The sequence below is a fragment of the Gordonia sp. NPDC003424 genome, assembly GCF_053588655.1.
In genome coordinates this window covers 215102-229575 of record NZ_JBSFQJ010000004.1, presented here as the reverse complement: position 1 = coordinate 229575, position 14474 = coordinate 215102, and the positions used below count along the sequence as shown (strand labels likewise).

The following is a 14474-nucleotide window of genomic DNA, read 5'->3' as shown; positions in this document are numbered from 1 at the left end:
GAATGTCGGGACGCGGTTCTATGCTCTTCCCATGTCGGGAACTGACCGTGTGGGAACTCAATTCGGGCCGTACCGGATTGACGAGCTCCTGGGCCGTGGCGGAATGGGTGTGGTCTATCGCGCCTACGACACCGAGAAGCAGCGGGTGGTCGCGCTCAAACTCCTCGGGGCCGGGCCGGCCGACGACCCGATTTATCAGGAGCGGTTCCGTCGGGAGTCGCAGGCCGCGGCGCGTCTGGCGGAGCCCCATGTCATCCCCATTCACGACTGGGGCGAGATCGACGGCGTGCTGTACCTCGACATGCGGTACGTCGACGGCGAGGATCTCCGGGCGCTCCTGCGCCGGGAAGGCGCGATCGCACCCGCCCGGGCGGTGGCGATCATCGACCAGGTGGCCTCCGCCCTCGACGCGGCTCATCGGGACGGGTTGGTCCACCGCGACATCAAACCCGAGAACATCCTCTTGGCGGCCAACGATTTCGCCTATCTCGTCGACTTCGGCATCGCCCACGGGGACGCCGACACGCACCTGACCCAGGTCGGTACCGCGATCGGCTCGGTCGCCTACATGGCTCCGGAGTTGTTCGACTCCGCCGCGGTCTCACCGGCCACCGACATCTATGCGCTGACCTGCGTGCTCTTCGAATGCCTCACCGGACGTGTGCCCCATCCCGCCACCACCATCAGCGCGGCGATCAAGGCCGCGGTCTTCGACGATGTGCCCGATCCGAGTTCGATCAACGCCGGGGTGCCGCATGCTTTCGACACCGTGATCGCCCGCGGACTCGCCTCCGACCCGGCATCGCGATACCGCTCGACGGCAGAACTCGCCGAAGCGGCCCGACTTGCCCTGCGCGATGACGTCGGCGCCGACGATGCGACGACGGTGATCGTGCCGCCGGTCGTCGTCGGCGATCCGGCAGACCCTCGCTATCGGGAGACGCAGGTCTCCTCGACGTCGGGCCCGGTGTCGCGGGCCTACTCCGAGACTCCACCCACCTTGAATTACTCCGGTCCGCAATATGCAGGGGCGCAAGGAGTTTCGTCCGGAGAGCACGCTGCGCCGCAGTATTTCGCCGCGCCGTATCCGACGATCCCGCCGCCGGGACCGCCGCGGGGAGACCGCGGGACACTGCCGTGGATTCTGGGCGCACTGATCGCGATCTTGGTGCTGGCATTGGTCGGACTCGGTGCATACTGGCTGCTCTCGCAACGGTCGGGCGGCGCCGGGACCTCGGCCGGCCGGTCGACGCCGACCGTCACACAGACGGTCACGCCGACCAATCCGGCCACCGCGCCGGCGAGCACCGTCCAATCCGGTCCGCCCGCCGGTGCGACCCCTTGCGGCGCAGGCGTGGCGGTGGGCACCTCCATCACCAGTTGCCCCTTCGCGCTGGCCGTCCGCGACGAGTATCTGCGCACCGGGCCGGCGGGTCGGTCGACGACCATCGTCGCCTACAGTCCGATCACCGAACAGTCCTATCGAATGGCGTGCGCGCCGTTGGCCGGAAGCGCGGTGGTCGCCTGTCGCGGCGGCAACGACGCGCTGGTCTACATCTACTGACGCCATGCGCCGACGACTACGCGGGCTGATCCCGCTCTGTGCCATGGCGATGGTGGCCGCTTGCACGTACTCCACCTCCCAACCGCCCGTCGCCCCGGTGACGACGACGGTCACCTCGACCCCATCGGCATCCGGTTACGCCCGGACGTCGATCCCGTCATCCACGCCGACGCGGGCCGCCACCTACGCCTCGACCACGGCCGACTTCCGCCGGACGGCGGCGGCGATCGGCGCTCCGGTCGGCGTCGCGATCGGTCCCGTCGGTGGCGTGGCGGTGCCCGCGCTGACCCTGGGCGACCAGACGACACGGGTCGCGTGGTCGACGATCAAGGTTCCTCTGGCCGTGGCGGCCGAACGGGCCGGCGGTCCGTCGGCGGCAGAAATGGCGGCCATCGTGAACTCCGACAACGCCGCTGCCGAACAACTCTGGTCGTCGCTCGGCACGGCAACAGAGGCCGCCGCCGCGGTCACGGCCGTGTTGCGTGAGGGCGCCGACCGTCGAACGGTTGTGCCCTCCGAGCATCTTCGTGCCGGGTTCACGATCTTCGGTCAGACGGAGTGGGCGTTACCCGACGCCGCGACGTTCACGGCGAATCTGCCCTGCCTGCCTGGGTCGGCGCATGTCGTGTCGCTGATGGGACAGGTCGCCGGCAATCAGCAGTGGGGCGTCGAGGTCATGCGGACGCCGACGTCGACCGGGGTGAAGGGCGGCTGGGGACCCGGTGACGCGGGTGGCTACCTCGTCCGTCAGATCGGGCTGATCCGCTACCGGGATGGGCAGGCGACCGCGGTCGCGATGAGTGCGGTCGGCGGCTCGATGAACGACGGGATCGCGTCGCTCAATACCCTGGCGGGCTGGCTTGACCGTCACATCACCCAATTGCCGCGCGGCCGGTGCTGACAGACCGTGCGCGCGTACACAGAACCGGACAAATCCGGCACGGAGTGTCGGTATCGGCACAGATTCGCAACGCGACTGGTGAGGGCTCCGAAAGCGTTTTAGTCTTCCTGTGACAAAAGTGACTAGAGAGGCTGACGTGACTCGTGTGAAATTGGCGATTCTGGTGACATGCGTCGCCTCGGCATGCAGCCTGGTGTTCGGGACGGCGGCCGCGTCGGCCGCGCCGGCGCCGATGGTCCCTGGATTGCCCCCGCTGCCGCCGCTTCCCGAACCGATCGCGAAACTCCTGGCGCCGCCCGTCCCGCCGAGCAAGAAGCTCGCGGCGGATTTCGCGGCCCTGCAGAAATCGATGCGGAAGTCGCTGCCCGGCCAGGTGGGCCTCGCGGTGGTCCCGATCGGGTCGGATCGGGTCATCAACCTGGGCACGGTGCGCTCGGGACGAGCCTGGTCGACTCTCAAGGTTCCCGTTTCTCTCGCCGCAGAACGCATGAACGGACCATCGATCGCGGACAAGGAGAACAAGGCGATCACGTTGTCCGACAACGACGCCGCAGGCGATCTCTGGGGTTCGCTGGGTGGCGGCCCCGCCTCGGTCGACGCGGTGACCAAGGTGTTGCGGGAAGGGCACGACATGCGTACCCACGTGCTGTCGGAGGTCGACACGCCCCCGTCGTATCCCGGATACACCCAATGGGCGCTGGCGGATCAGGCCCGGTTCGGCGCGCATCTGCCGTGCATGCCCGGCAGCGAGACGGTGATCCGGTTGATGAGTTCGGTGGCCCCCAACCAGAACTGGGGTGCCACCAAGCTGGGGCAGAGTCGAGCGGTGACCGCGGTCAAGGGCGGCTGGGGGCCGGCGACCGACAAATCACCCGGCTATCTGGTGCGGCAACTGGGCATCATCACGACCACCAACGGGCAGGTCGCGGTGTCGATGGCCGCGCTGCCCCGCAGCGGGCGCTTCGAGGACGGCACCGCGATGCTCAACCGCGTCGGGCAGTGGCTCGGACGCAATCTGGTCCGGTTGCCGATGGGTCGGTGCTGACCCGACCCGATCACTGCTCGGGCATCGAGTGCCGTCCGGTGCGATCCGGGGTCGGGTCGGCGTTCTCGGCTGGCGCGGGCCGAGCAACCGGTGGCGCTGACGCGGGCGGGCCGACCGGTCGTGCCGCCCGCGGCGACGACTCGTCGGTGGCATCGCGGACGGGATGGTCCGCGACGACGCCCGACGGCCGGGCCAGCGCCGCGGCGATGACGGTGGTCAACGGCACGGACATGGCGATCGCGATGCCGCCGACAAATGAGCGGGCCAATTCGACGGCGACCGCATCGGTGGTCAGCAGTGACGCGAACGGTTGCTGGGCAACCGAGAACAGCAACAACAGCGGCAGCGCGCTTCCGGCGTACGCGAACACAAGGGTGTAGACGGTGCTCGCGATGTGATCGCGGCCCACCCGCATCGCGGCGCGGAACGTGGCCAGCCGAGTCGGTTCACCGGCGGCGGCCAACTCGAACGCCGCCGATGCCTGGGTGATGGTCACGTCGTTGAGGACGCCGAGCGTGCCGATGATGAACCCGGCCAGCAGGAGTCCGTCGATCGAGATACTGCCCTGGTACACCTGCAGATTGGTGGTCTGGTCACCCGACAGGCCGGTGAGGTGCATCGTCTCGATGGCCAGCCAGCTCAGGACACCGGCCAGCACCAGCGAGGTCAGGGTGCCCAGCAAGGCCGAACTCGTCCGCAGGCTGACGCCGTGGGCGAGGTACAGGACGACGAAGAGGATCGCCGCCGCCGACACCACCGCGACCGCCACCGGCGACTCGCCGTTGAGGATCGCCGGCAGGGTGAACACGCCGAGCACCAGGAATGCGAACGCGAGACCGATGATCGACCGCAGGCCCCGCCAGGACGCGACGAGGACGACGGCGCCGACGAACAGCAACGCCCACACCAGGATCGGTACGCCCCGCCGGTAGTCGAAGAACGTGTAGCGAGGAGATCCGTCCGGTCCGGGAATCGATGTGAGGCGGATCTTGTCGCCCACCTTCAACGACGGCTGCCCGGCCTGCGGGGCGTCGAGCTGATCGGCGGGCGGTGCGACGGTGCCCGGTTCGGTACCGGACTGCGCGCGATTGGTCGGAACCTCCAGCAGCGTGTAGTGCCCGGCGTCGTCGCCGCTGTCGATGCGCACGGAGTTCTCGATACACGGTCCGTTCTCGGCGGCCCCCTCGATCTGGAACTCGGGTCCGGGGGACACGGTGCCGGCCAACGGATTCAGGCATGCACCCCGTGCCTGCGCCACCACCTCGCCGTCCACGGTGGAGATCGGTCCGCCGTCGGCGGCCCGGAACTGCAGCGGGATGGTGTGCGAACCGGCCGATGGCCACAGGACGACGGCTCCCACGACCACCGCGACCCCGATGACCGACAGGCTGCCGATCACGATCCACCGGGCGATCGGTGACAGCACGGCGGGGATGTCGGACAGATGATGCGAATGGCCCCGATGCGAGTGACCGCCGGCGGATTGGCTGCGGTCGTTCTCACCTGCTGGTTTCGTCACGACGACACATTACCGCGAGCACATCTGTGGTCGGATCGACGACAACTCACGGCCCGCCGGAGTAGAAGTGAAGTATGCGATCAATCGATGTCCTGACCGACGGATTCAGTCGGGTGGGCGAGAACGTCCACGCCGTGCTCGACGGCATCACCCCTGAGGAACTCGCGTACCGGCCGACCCCGGACGCGAACTCCATCGCCTGGCTGGTGTGGCACCTCACCCGGGTGCAAGATGCGCAGATCGCCGACGTGGCCGGCACCGAGGAGGTGTGGACGGCGTCGGGCTTCTACGACAGATTCGCCCTGCCGTTCCCGAAATCGGCGTCCGGGTACGGCCAAACCCCCGACGAGGTGGGACAACTCGCGGTGAGCGACCCGCGGCTGCTCACCGAGTACTACGACGCGACGCACCGCGTCACGGTGGGCTTCCTCGCCGATCTGTCCGACGACGATCTCGACCGGATCGTCGACAAACGATGGGATCCCCCTGTGACGCTGGGGGTTCGGATCGTCAGCGTCGTCGACGACGATGCCCAGCACATCGGTCAGGCGGCCTACGTACTGGGGCTCATCGGCTGACGAGGTTCGGGGGGGCAGCCCCTGAAGGGTGCGAACTCCTGGGCAAAAGCCATGCCGCCCTTGCAGGTTGGGCCGTTCCTGCGCCGCCGACGACGGTAGCCGGGGCGGGCGCCGATCACCCGACATGCACGTGCGGGCGCTGCATCACGTCGGGCTCGGCCCGCCGCAACACCTCTCGGGTCACCGGTGCGACCTCGCCCTCGCCGATGAAGAGGAACTTGAGCAGGTTCGAGATCGGATTGCCTTCATTCCATTCGAAGTACACGTTCGGGATCACGCCCGTGCGGTCGCGGATGGTCAACAACAGCGCCGCGATCGAGTTCGGTACCGCGGCCGAGTTCACCCAGAGGATGCGGTAACCGCCGTCGTGGATTCGGCCGTGCACGTGCAGATCGGTGGCGAACTCCGACGAGTCGATCACGTTGACCTCGAGGAAGACGATCCGATCCGCCTCGGGGATATGACTTTCGGCGCGCTGGGCGAGTTCCTTGTCGTGATACTCGTAGAGCGATCGGACGTCCGGGTCGTGGGTGACGATCTGGATCTCCCCGCCCGCGACCGCCTCGTCGACGATCTGTTGCGCCGTCTCGTCGAATGTGACTGAACTGCTGCGCAATTCGAAGGCACGGTTGATGCGCGAGGCGAATGACACGACGAGGATGGCGACGATGAAGAACGCTGCGACCTGCACGCCCTCGGGCCGTTCGAAGACGTTCGCGATCGTGGTGTACAGAAAGATCGCGGCGACGATGGTGTAGGCCACCGTGCGGGCGAGCATGCCGCGTTTGCGGACCGACAACGTCACCGCCACGGATGCCGAGGTCATCAACACCAGCACGCCGGTGGCGTAGGCGGCGCCCTGCGCGTCGACGCTGGCGCGGAAGTAGAGCGTGACGACGGCGGCGATCACGGCGAACACCACCACCAGAGGGCGGGTGGCGCGGGCCCAGTCCGGTGCCATGCCGTAGCGCGGCAGGTAGCGAGGAACGAGGTTGAGGAGGCCGGCCATCGCCGACGCGCCGGCGAACCACAGGATCAGGATCGTCGACAGGTCGTAGACGGTGCCGAACGCCGACCCGAGATACTCGTGCGCGAGATAGGCGAGCGCGCGGCCGTTGGCCGGACCGCCGGCCTGGAACTCGGGTTCCGGGATCAGGATGGTGCACACCAGGGAACTGGCGATCAGGAAGCAGCTCATGATCAGCGCCGACGTCGTCAGGAGTCGCCGGGCTCCGGAGATCCGAGCGCGCGGATAGTCCGGGGTGTCGGTGGGTGATCCGTTGATCTGCGGCATGACGGCGACACCGGTCTCGAATCCGGACAGACCGAGTGCCAGTTTGGGGAAGACGATCAGCGCGATGGCGATCATCATCCACGGGCTGCCGTGTTCGGCGACCATCGCGTGGCGCCAGTCGACGACGAGCTGCGGCGCCGTCGCGATATGCCACAAACCGTCCACCACCACAACGAGATTCAGTGACAGGTAGACCGCGACGAGAGCGACGGCGATGGTGATGGCCTCGGTGAAGCCACGCAGGAACACCGCGGCGAGCAGTCCGAGGAGGATCAGGGTGATCAGTATCCGGTGGCCGCCGAACGAGCTCGGGATCAACGGGTTCTCGACGAAGTGTGCGGTGGCGTCGGCCGCCGACAGCGTCATCGTGATGAGGAAGTCGGTGGCGGCGAAACCGAGCAGAACGAGCACGAATATCTTTCCGCCCCATCGGGGTAGGAGATGCTCCAGCATCGCGATGGAGCCCTCGCCGTTGGGTGACTTGCGCGCCACATAGCGGTAGACGGGGAGCGCGCCGAACAAGGTCAGTGCGACCAGGACGATCGTCGCCAACGGCGCCAGCGTGCCGGCCGCAAGGGCCGCGATGCCGGGCTGGTAGCCGAGGGTGGAGAAGTAGTCCACACCGGTGAGGCACATGACCTGCCACCACGGATGCGTCTTCGCGTGCGCGTCGGGTAGGCCGTGCGGACCCATGAGCCCTGCCGGTTCCGGACTGATATCGGCGAGTAGCCAACGTCTCAGTGGCGACGGCTGCGCGGTGTTCGGCACCGGATCAGCGTAGTGCCCATCGCGCCGTGAGACGATCAAAGTCGTGACCGCGCCTTCGCATCCGCCTGCCGGCACCGACTCGGCCCCCGCGAGTGAGTCGATGCTGACCGTGGTCATCGCGTTCGCCATGAACATTCTGATCGCCGTCGCCAAGTCGGTGGCCGCGGTGATCACCGGGTCGGCGTCGATGACCGCGGAATCGGCGCATTCGTGGGCCGATGCCGGCAACGAGGTCTTTCTGCTGATCGCCGAACGCCGCGGTGCACGGGGACGCGATCGCCGACATCCGTTCGGTTACGGCCGGGAGACCTTCATCTGGTCGATGTTCGCCGCGTTCGGTTTGTTCACCGTGGGCGCCGTCGTGTCGGTGATGCACGGTATCTCGGCGCTGCGCAATCCGGAGCCCGACACCGACTACCTGATCGGGTACATCGTGCTGGCGATCTCGGCGCTGCTGGAGAGCGTGTCGTTCGCGCAGTCCATCCGGCAGGCGAATGCCGGCGGCGAACGCTTCTCGATGCACCCCCTGCGGTTTGTCAGCCGCACGTCCAACAGCACGCTGCGGGCGGTGTTCTTCGAGGACGCCGCCGCGCTGGTCGGCCTGGCGATCGCCGCGGTCGGGATGGCGTTGCACGAGATCACCAGGTCGGCCGTCTACGACGCCGTCGGGTCGATCCTGGTCGGTGTGCTGCTCGGGGTGATCGCCGTCTTCCTGATCAAACGTAACAGCGAGTTCCTGGTCGGGCAGACTGCGCTGCCGTCGATGCGCGCCGCGATCCTGCGGGGATTGCTCGAGCACCCCGACATCGACCGCGTCACCTATTTGCACGCCGAATACGTCGGACCCGGACAGTATTATCTGGTCGCCGCGGTCGACATCGTCGGTGACCTCGCCGAACACGACCTCGCGGTACGCCTGCGGAATCTCGAGGCCGAGATCGAACGCAACGAGAACATCGTCGAGGCGGTCCTGACCCTGTCCACCGCCGACGAACCCTCGCTGTCGCTCTGACGCCGATCGGTGGGGCCCGGCAGCGTACCTTGGCACCGTGGACCTCCGAATCTTCACCGAACCGCAGCAGGGCGCGACCTACGACGATCAGTTACGGGTGGCCAAAGCCGCCGAAGACCTGGGGTTCGATGCCTTCTTCCGATCCGATCACTATCTGGCGATGAACGCCGACGGGCTTCCGGGACCCACCGATTCCTGGTTGACCCTGGCCGCACTGGCCCGGGAAACGTCCACGATCCGGCTCGGGACGCTGGTCACCTCCGCCACGTTCCGCCATCCGGGCGCGCTCGCGATCGCGGTTGCGCAGGTCGACGAGATGAGTGGTGGGCGCGTCGAATTGGGCCTGGGTGCCGGGTGGTTCGACGCCGAACACGCCGCGTACGGCATCCCGTTCCCGGGGCTCGGGGAACGCTTCGACCGACTCGAGGAGTCCTTCGAGATCATCACCGGGCTGTGGGAGACGCCGGTCGGCCGGCACTTCGACTTTCAGGGTGAGCACTACACGGTCGCCAATTCGCCTGCGCTACCGAAACCGGTACAGGCGCCGCGCCCGCCGATCATCGTCGGCGGCGGTGGCAAAAAACGTACCCCGGCGCTGGCGGCCCGATTCGCCGACGAATTCAACTCGGCGTTCGCCCCCGTCGAGACCACTGCCGAACAGATCGGGCGGGTGCGTGGCGCACTGGCGCGCGCCGGCCGTCGTCCCGAGACGATAATCTACTCGGCGGCGCAGGTGTTGTGCTGCGGCCGAACCGATTCCGAACTCGCACGCCGCGCGCAGGCCATCGGCCGCGAGGTCGACGAACTCAAATCCAACGGCCTGGCCGGCACACCCGACGAGATCGTCGAGAAGATCGCCCGATATCGCGAGGTCGGTGTATCGCGGATCTATCTGCAGACGCTCGATCTCACCGACCTCGACCACCTGGAGCTGGTTGCGAAAGAGGTTGCGCCGCAGGTTGTCACGTAGGGCGTACAGCCGAGTCGGGGAGGACTCTTCGGATCAGGATCGGTGCTTGCGAGGCGCCGCATCGAGATCACTGGGCAGGAGATCTCGATGCGCGGGCTCGCAAGCTCGCTCGCTTACTCGATCAGCGGGGAGGGACTCTTCGGATCAGTGACCCGGGCCGCCGGCAGCCGGGTCGGATGCCAACCCCGCAGCCAGCCGACTCATGATGCGCTGCAGCGCAATTCCGTCGTCGGGGGAGATGGCGTCGAAGAACAAGCGCCGCACGCACCGCGCGTGCTCGACGGCGGCGGCGGCGAACGCCGCCCGACCGTCGTCGGTCAGCACGGCGTAGCTGCCGCGCCGATCCTCGCTGGCCCGTTCACGGCGCAGCCAGCCGCGCCGGCACATCGCGTCGATCTGGTAGGAGAGCCGTGAGGTGGAGAACACCATGGCCTCGGCGATCTCGCGCATGCGCAGGCGGCAGTCGGGCGCCTCGTGCAGCATGAGCAGAATGCTGTAGTCGGACATGGACATGCCCGACGACGCCTTCAGGTCGTCGTCGAGCATCGCGTGCAACCGCGCTGTCGTCTCCACGAACGGCCGCCACGCCGCCGCGCGCGGGTCGTCGGACATCAGCGAACGGTGTGCGGCATCAGGGCATTCGGCGGGATCACGCCGAGTCGGCCGGCGTTGAAGTCGTCGATCGCCTCGATCAGCTGCTCGCGGGTGTTCATCACGAACGGGCCGTACTGTGCGACGGGCTCGCGGATCGGTTGACCGCCGAGCAGCAGGACTTCCAGAGCCGGGCGGTTGGAGTCCTGAGATGCGTCGGCGGACACGGTGATTCGATCGCCGGCACTACCCGGGCCGAATACCGCGAGGTGTCCCTGCTCGATGGGCCGGCCCTCGGCGCCGACGGCGCCGCGTCCGGACAGGACGTAGGCGAGAGCGTTGAAATCGGTGCGCCACGGCAGCGACACGGACGCGCCCGGTTCGACCGTCACGTGCGCGACGGTGATCGGGGTGTGCGTGGCGCCCGGTCCGGCGTGCCCGGCGATCTCGCCGGCGATGATGCGGATGAGTGACCCGCCGTCCGTCGACGTGATGAGTGCTACCTCGCCGGACTCAAGATTCTGGTACTTGGGCGCCAGAAACTTGTCCTTCGCGGGCAGGTTGACCCAGAGTTGGATGCCGTGGAACAGACCGCCGGACTCGACGAGTTCGGCGGGCGGCGTCTCGATGTGCAGGATGCCCGACCCGGCGGTCATCCATTGGGTGGCGCCGTTCTCGATCAGGCCGCCCCCGCCGGTGGAGTCCTGGTGCTGGAAGCGGCCGTCGATCATGTACGTGACCGTCTCGAAGCCGCGGTGGGGATGCCACGAGGTGCCCTTCGGCTCGCCCGGCTGGTACTCGACCTCGCCCATCTGGTCCATGTGGATGAACGGGTCGAGGTCGGCGACCGAGGCGCCGGCAAAGGCGCGGACCACCGGAAAGCCCTCGCCCTCGTAGCCACGTGGGCCACGGGTCACGGACTTGACGGTCCGTTCGGTGTCGCCCAGGGCGGGCGCGGTCAGGTGGGGCAGTGTGACGGTGTCGGCGGTGACGGCGGGCATGGTGTCATCCTCTCGGTCAAAGTAGATAGCTCAAAATTGAGCGATCTGTGGGAGTCAACCGACACGCCCCCGGAAGTATTCCGTCGTGCTTCCGCCCGGGTCGGTCAGCGTGAATAATCGCCACCATGGCAGACAGGGGAATCGGATCGCGCGGTACCGATCCGAGTGGGGCGCCGGGTGAGCGTCAGCGGTTCAAGAAGCTTGCACAGGCGGCGCTGAACGCCGATGTCACCGTCGACCAGGTGCAGACCATCCTGGTCGATCTCGGTGCCGTCCTCGAGGACATGGACAAGACGATCACCGGTCTCGACGACGGTATCGAGAACCTCAATGGCACGCTGGACCGCATGACGGGCACCCTCGACAAGGTCGACGCCACGGTGGGCGCGATGGGCGACATCGTGGATCGTCTCGAACGCGTGGTGGGTCGGGTGGAGGTCCTCGTCGGCATCGGCGAGGCGGCGTTGCGTCCCATCGGGGCCCTCGAGTCCGCGGGCCGCAGCGTGGCGTCACGCCTCGGACTGCACCTTTGAGACTCACCTCGCCGTTTCACCCCAATCCGATGGAATCGGCGGCGTCCTTCGTCGACAATGGCCGTCATGACTGTGGAGGAACACGAGTTTCGCGGTAGACACGGCGAAACCATCACGTACGACCTGACCCGCCCCGAGGCAACCACCAGGGGCACCGTGGTCATCGCACACGGACTGGGGGAGCACGGCCGGCGGTACGGTCACGTGGTCGATCGGCTGGTGGCGGCCGGCTACGCGGTGGCCGTACCCGATCATCTAGGGCACGGGCGATCCGGCGGAAAACGGCTACGCGTCCAACACTTTTCCGACTTCACGAACGACCTCGACCGGGTCATCGACGACGTCTCCACCGACCTGCCGACGTTCCTCGTCGGCCACAGCATGGGCGGATGCATCGCGCTCGACTATGCCCTGGACCATCAGGACAAGCTCGATGGTCTCGTGCTCTCGGGGGCGGCCGTGGTGCCCGGCGCCGACTTGTCGCCGGTCGCGATCCGGCTGGCGCCGCTACTCGGGCGTGTGGCGCCGTGGCTGCCGACCACCGCACTCGACTCCGAGAACCTGTCCCGCGATCCGCTGGTGGTCGAGGACTACAACAGCGATCCGCTCGTGACCCGCGGCAAGATTCCGGCGGGGCTCGGCGCCGCGATGATCACCACCATGAAATCGTTCCCGCAGCGGATGCCGTCGATGCACCTGCCGCTGCTCGTGCTGCACGGGGGCGAGGACGCGCTGACCGATCCCGCCGGCAGCGAGATGGTCGAGCGGCTCGCCGGGTCGTCGGACAAGACGCTGATCATCTACGACGGCTTCTACCACGAGATCTTCAACGAGCCGGAGAAGGACCGCGTGATCGGTGACGTCGTCGACTGGCTGACGGAACACACGCCCTGAAAGACCGTGTAGCCCGATCCTGACCACAAGGTCCCGTCCACGACTCCGGGGAAAGTCGCGGACGGGACCCTTCGCCCCCGGGGTACCGGGGAGATCTGTGGAGCCGGTTTCAGGAACCCGGCGCGGGTGTGGTTGTCGTGGTCGGATACTCGTCCGGGTCGGACGGGTCCTGATAGTCGTCGCCGTGGTGGCCCGGTTGCGGATTCTCGGCGGTATCCACCTCGGGTGTCGTCGTCGGGTCCGGGGTGGTGGTCGACGGCAGCTCCGGCGCCGAGCTCGGCTCGGTGGAGACCTCCGCCGGGGGAGCGGCAAAGCTCGGCGGGGTCGGCACCGGCGCCCCCGCGGCCACGCGCGGATCGTTGCGCTGCCCGTACTCGTCACCGGGGAACTCGACGGGGTCCGAGGGATCCGGCACCTCAGTGGACGATGCGGTCGACTCCTCGCTCGACGACGGCGCGCTCTCCGACGGGTCCCGGGCGTCCTCCGACGGGTCCTGGCTCATCACGGGCGACGCCTTGGCGGCGAGCACCGCAGCCTGCGTGGCCTTGGTCGAACCCTCGGGATCCTTGCTGCCGGACGCGGTCACGACCTGGGTCTTGGCGGTCACCGGCGGGTTGGACTTGAGCGCGTCGAGCACATGATCCTTGCCATCGGCGAGGCCACGTCCCCAGTTCTCCCAGGTGTGCCCGCCGTAGTTGGGGAGCGAGATCACCGATGCGCCACTCTGTCCGGCCTGCAGCTGCATGAGCACGGTCGACACCGCGGACAGGATCTCCAGCGCGATGGCCGAGATCTGGTCCTCGGGCTTGAGCTTGGCCATCTCCGACGGCGTGAGGAAGCCGTTGCCCGACGAGATGATCAGGACCTGACCGTTCTCCTTGAGCTTGCTGACGTTCCGGGACGGATCGTTGTCCTTCCACTGCTGGCTGCCGGGTGCACCCCACATGTTGAGGATGCCGTTGGTGTAGTTGGACACCATCGTCTGGCTGGCGAACACGCCGGCCGCGCCGATCGGGTTGGCGGTCTGGTAGTAGCCCGACATCGCCTGCACGACCTTGAACTGGTCGGGATGTCGTTCGGCGAGGGTGACCGCCGGTCCACCGGACATCGAGAGCCCGACGATCGCGTTGTTGTTGCGGCTCACACCGAAGTTCGAGGCGAGGTAGTCGGGCAGCTCCGAGGTCAGGAAGGTCTCCTGCTTGATGACCGTGCCGTTGGCGCCTGCCCCGGCATTCCAGTCGGTGTAGAACGACGACGCCCCGCCGACCGGCATGACCAGTGTGGTGTCGGTCTTGCCGTCGTAGACCTTCGCGGCCTGCACATCGGTGGTCCACGCCGACCGGTCCTCGCTCGCCCGCATGCCGTCGAGGAGGTAGACGCCCTTGTCGCTGCCGTTGGAGGCGCGGATCTGCACGATGACGTACTTGTTCATCGACTTCGACCAGACCTTGCAGTTCTGGACGTAGTTGCCCGACTTGTCCCAGGTGCAGCCCGGACGCAGCACCTCGGGGTGGCCCGCGAGGGCCGATGCCTTGTTGCTGCCGGATAGCAGAGCCGAGATCCCGAACAGGACGAGGCTCAGCACGGCGACGATCGCGACTCCGGTGAGACGTCGACGACGGCCGCGCGGCGCCCGGCGCGATGAAGCGTCACCCGATTCGGTGAGGACACCGGGGTCGGCAACCGTCCAGCCTTCGGAAATGGCTGTGGGCTCCGAGGATTCGGGCGGCACTGACATGAGACTCCTGATGGTCGAGATGCGCCGACGTGAAGGGCGTCGATGTTGTCTGGTCTGTCGCGGCCC

The 14474-nt window shown here is 67.5% G+C and carries 13 protein-coding genes; 8 read left to right on the top strand and 5 right to left on the bottom strand.

The window, feature by feature from the left end; translation table 11 throughout:
* Positions 1 to 31: 31 nt before the first annotated feature.
* The 3 genes from ACWDTI_RS08460 to ACWDTI_RS08450 all read left to right on the top strand — a co-directional run bounded on the left by ACWDTI_RS08460 (position 32) and on the right by ACWDTI_RS08450 (position 3510).
* The gene (locus ACWDTI_RS08460) at positions 32 to 1564 is read left to right on the top strand and encodes a serine/threonine-protein kinase (RefSeq protein WP_449737616.1); all 1533 of its coding nucleotides are present in this window, start codon (positions 32 to 34) and stop codon (positions 1562 to 1564) included.
* Between the two features lie 4 nt (positions 1565 to 1568).
* A complete protein-coding gene (locus tag ACWDTI_RS08455; RefSeq protein ID WP_449737615.1) occupies positions 1569 to 2465 on the top strand; it encodes a hypothetical protein in 897 nt (298 codons plus the stop codon).
* 160 nt (positions 2466 to 2625) lie between these two features.
* A complete protein-coding gene (locus ACWDTI_RS08450; protein WP_449737744.1) occupies positions 2626 to 3510 on the top strand; it encodes a hypothetical protein in 885 nt (294 codons plus the stop codon).
* Between the two features lie 10 nt (positions 3511 to 3520).
* Here the strand turns inward: ACWDTI_RS08450 and ACWDTI_RS08445 are convergent, their stop codons facing one another.
* Positions 3521 to 5029, bottom strand: coding sequence for a YibE/F family protein (locus ACWDTI_RS08445; RefSeq protein ID WP_449737614.1), 1509 nt, complete (start codon positions 5027 to 5029; stop codon positions 3521 to 3523).
* 74 nt (positions 5030 to 5103) lie between these two features.
* Here ACWDTI_RS08445 and ACWDTI_RS08440 point away from each other — a divergent pair, with 74 nt between their 5' ends.
* A complete protein-coding gene (locus ACWDTI_RS08440; RefSeq protein ID WP_449737613.1) occupies positions 5104 to 5607 on the top strand; it encodes a mycothiol transferase in 504 nt (167 codons plus the stop codon).
* A gap of 115 nt (positions 5608 to 5722) precedes the next feature.
* On the opposite strand, the gene ACWDTI_RS08435 is transcribed toward ACWDTI_RS08440, so the two are convergent.
* A complete protein-coding gene (locus ACWDTI_RS08435) occupies positions 5723 to 7594 on the bottom strand; it encodes an amino acid transporter (protein WP_449737743.1) in 1872 nt (623 codons plus the stop codon).
* 175 nt (positions 7595 to 7769) lie between these two features.
* Here ACWDTI_RS08435 and ACWDTI_RS08430 point away from each other — a divergent pair, with 175 nt between their 5' ends.
* Both ACWDTI_RS08430 and ACWDTI_RS08425 read left to right on the top strand, forming a co-directional pair.
* Positions 7770 to 8681: a cation diffusion facilitator family transporter gene (locus ACWDTI_RS08430; protein ID WP_449737742.1), complete on the top strand. Its 912-nt coding sequence runs from the start codon at positions 7770 to 7772 to the stop codon at positions 8679 to 8681.
* 37 nt (positions 8682 to 8718) lie between these two features.
* A complete protein-coding gene (locus tag ACWDTI_RS08425; RefSeq protein ID WP_449737612.1) occupies positions 8719 to 9651 on the top strand; it encodes an LLM class F420-dependent oxidoreductase in 933 nt (310 codons plus the stop codon).
* Positions 9652 to 9795: 144 nt separating this feature from the next.
* Here ACWDTI_RS08425 and ACWDTI_RS08420 read toward each other — a convergent pair whose 3' ends face one another.
* Positions 9796 to 10263 carry a MarR family winged helix-turn-helix transcriptional regulator gene (locus ACWDTI_RS08420; protein ID WP_449737611.1) on the bottom strand — a complete coding sequence of 156 codons (468 nt, stop codon included), beginning with the start codon at positions 10261 to 10263 and terminating at the stop codon, positions 9796 to 9798.
* The gene (locus ACWDTI_RS08415) at positions 10263 to 11243 is read right to left on the bottom strand and encodes a pirin family protein (RefSeq protein ID WP_449737610.1); all 981 of its coding nucleotides are present in this window, start codon (positions 11241 to 11243) and stop codon (positions 10263 to 10265) included. Before ACWDTI_RS08415 ends, ACWDTI_RS08420 begins: the two co-directional genes overlap by 1 nt.
* Positions 11244 to 11368: 125 nt before the next feature.
* Here ACWDTI_RS08415 and ACWDTI_RS08410 point away from each other — a divergent pair, with 125 nt between their 5' ends.
* Both ACWDTI_RS08410 and ACWDTI_RS08405 read left to right on the top strand, forming a co-directional pair.
* The gene (locus tag ACWDTI_RS08410; protein ID WP_449737609.1) at positions 11369 to 11776 is read left to right on the top strand and encodes a hypothetical protein; all 408 of its coding nucleotides are present in this window, start codon (positions 11369 to 11371) and stop codon (positions 11774 to 11776) included.
* 66 nt (positions 11777 to 11842) lie between these two features.
* A complete protein-coding gene (locus ACWDTI_RS08405; protein WP_449737608.1) occupies positions 11843 to 12670 on the top strand; it encodes an alpha/beta hydrolase in 828 nt (275 codons plus the stop codon).
* A 109-nt stretch (positions 12671 to 12779) separates the two neighbouring features.
* Here ACWDTI_RS08405 and ACWDTI_RS08400 read toward each other — a convergent pair whose 3' ends face one another.
* Entirely contained in the window at positions 12780 to 14408 is a 1629-nt protein-coding gene (locus tag ACWDTI_RS08400; RefSeq protein ID WP_449737607.1) for an alpha/beta hydrolase, read from the bottom strand.
* Positions 14409 to 14474 lie beyond the last annotated feature (66 nt).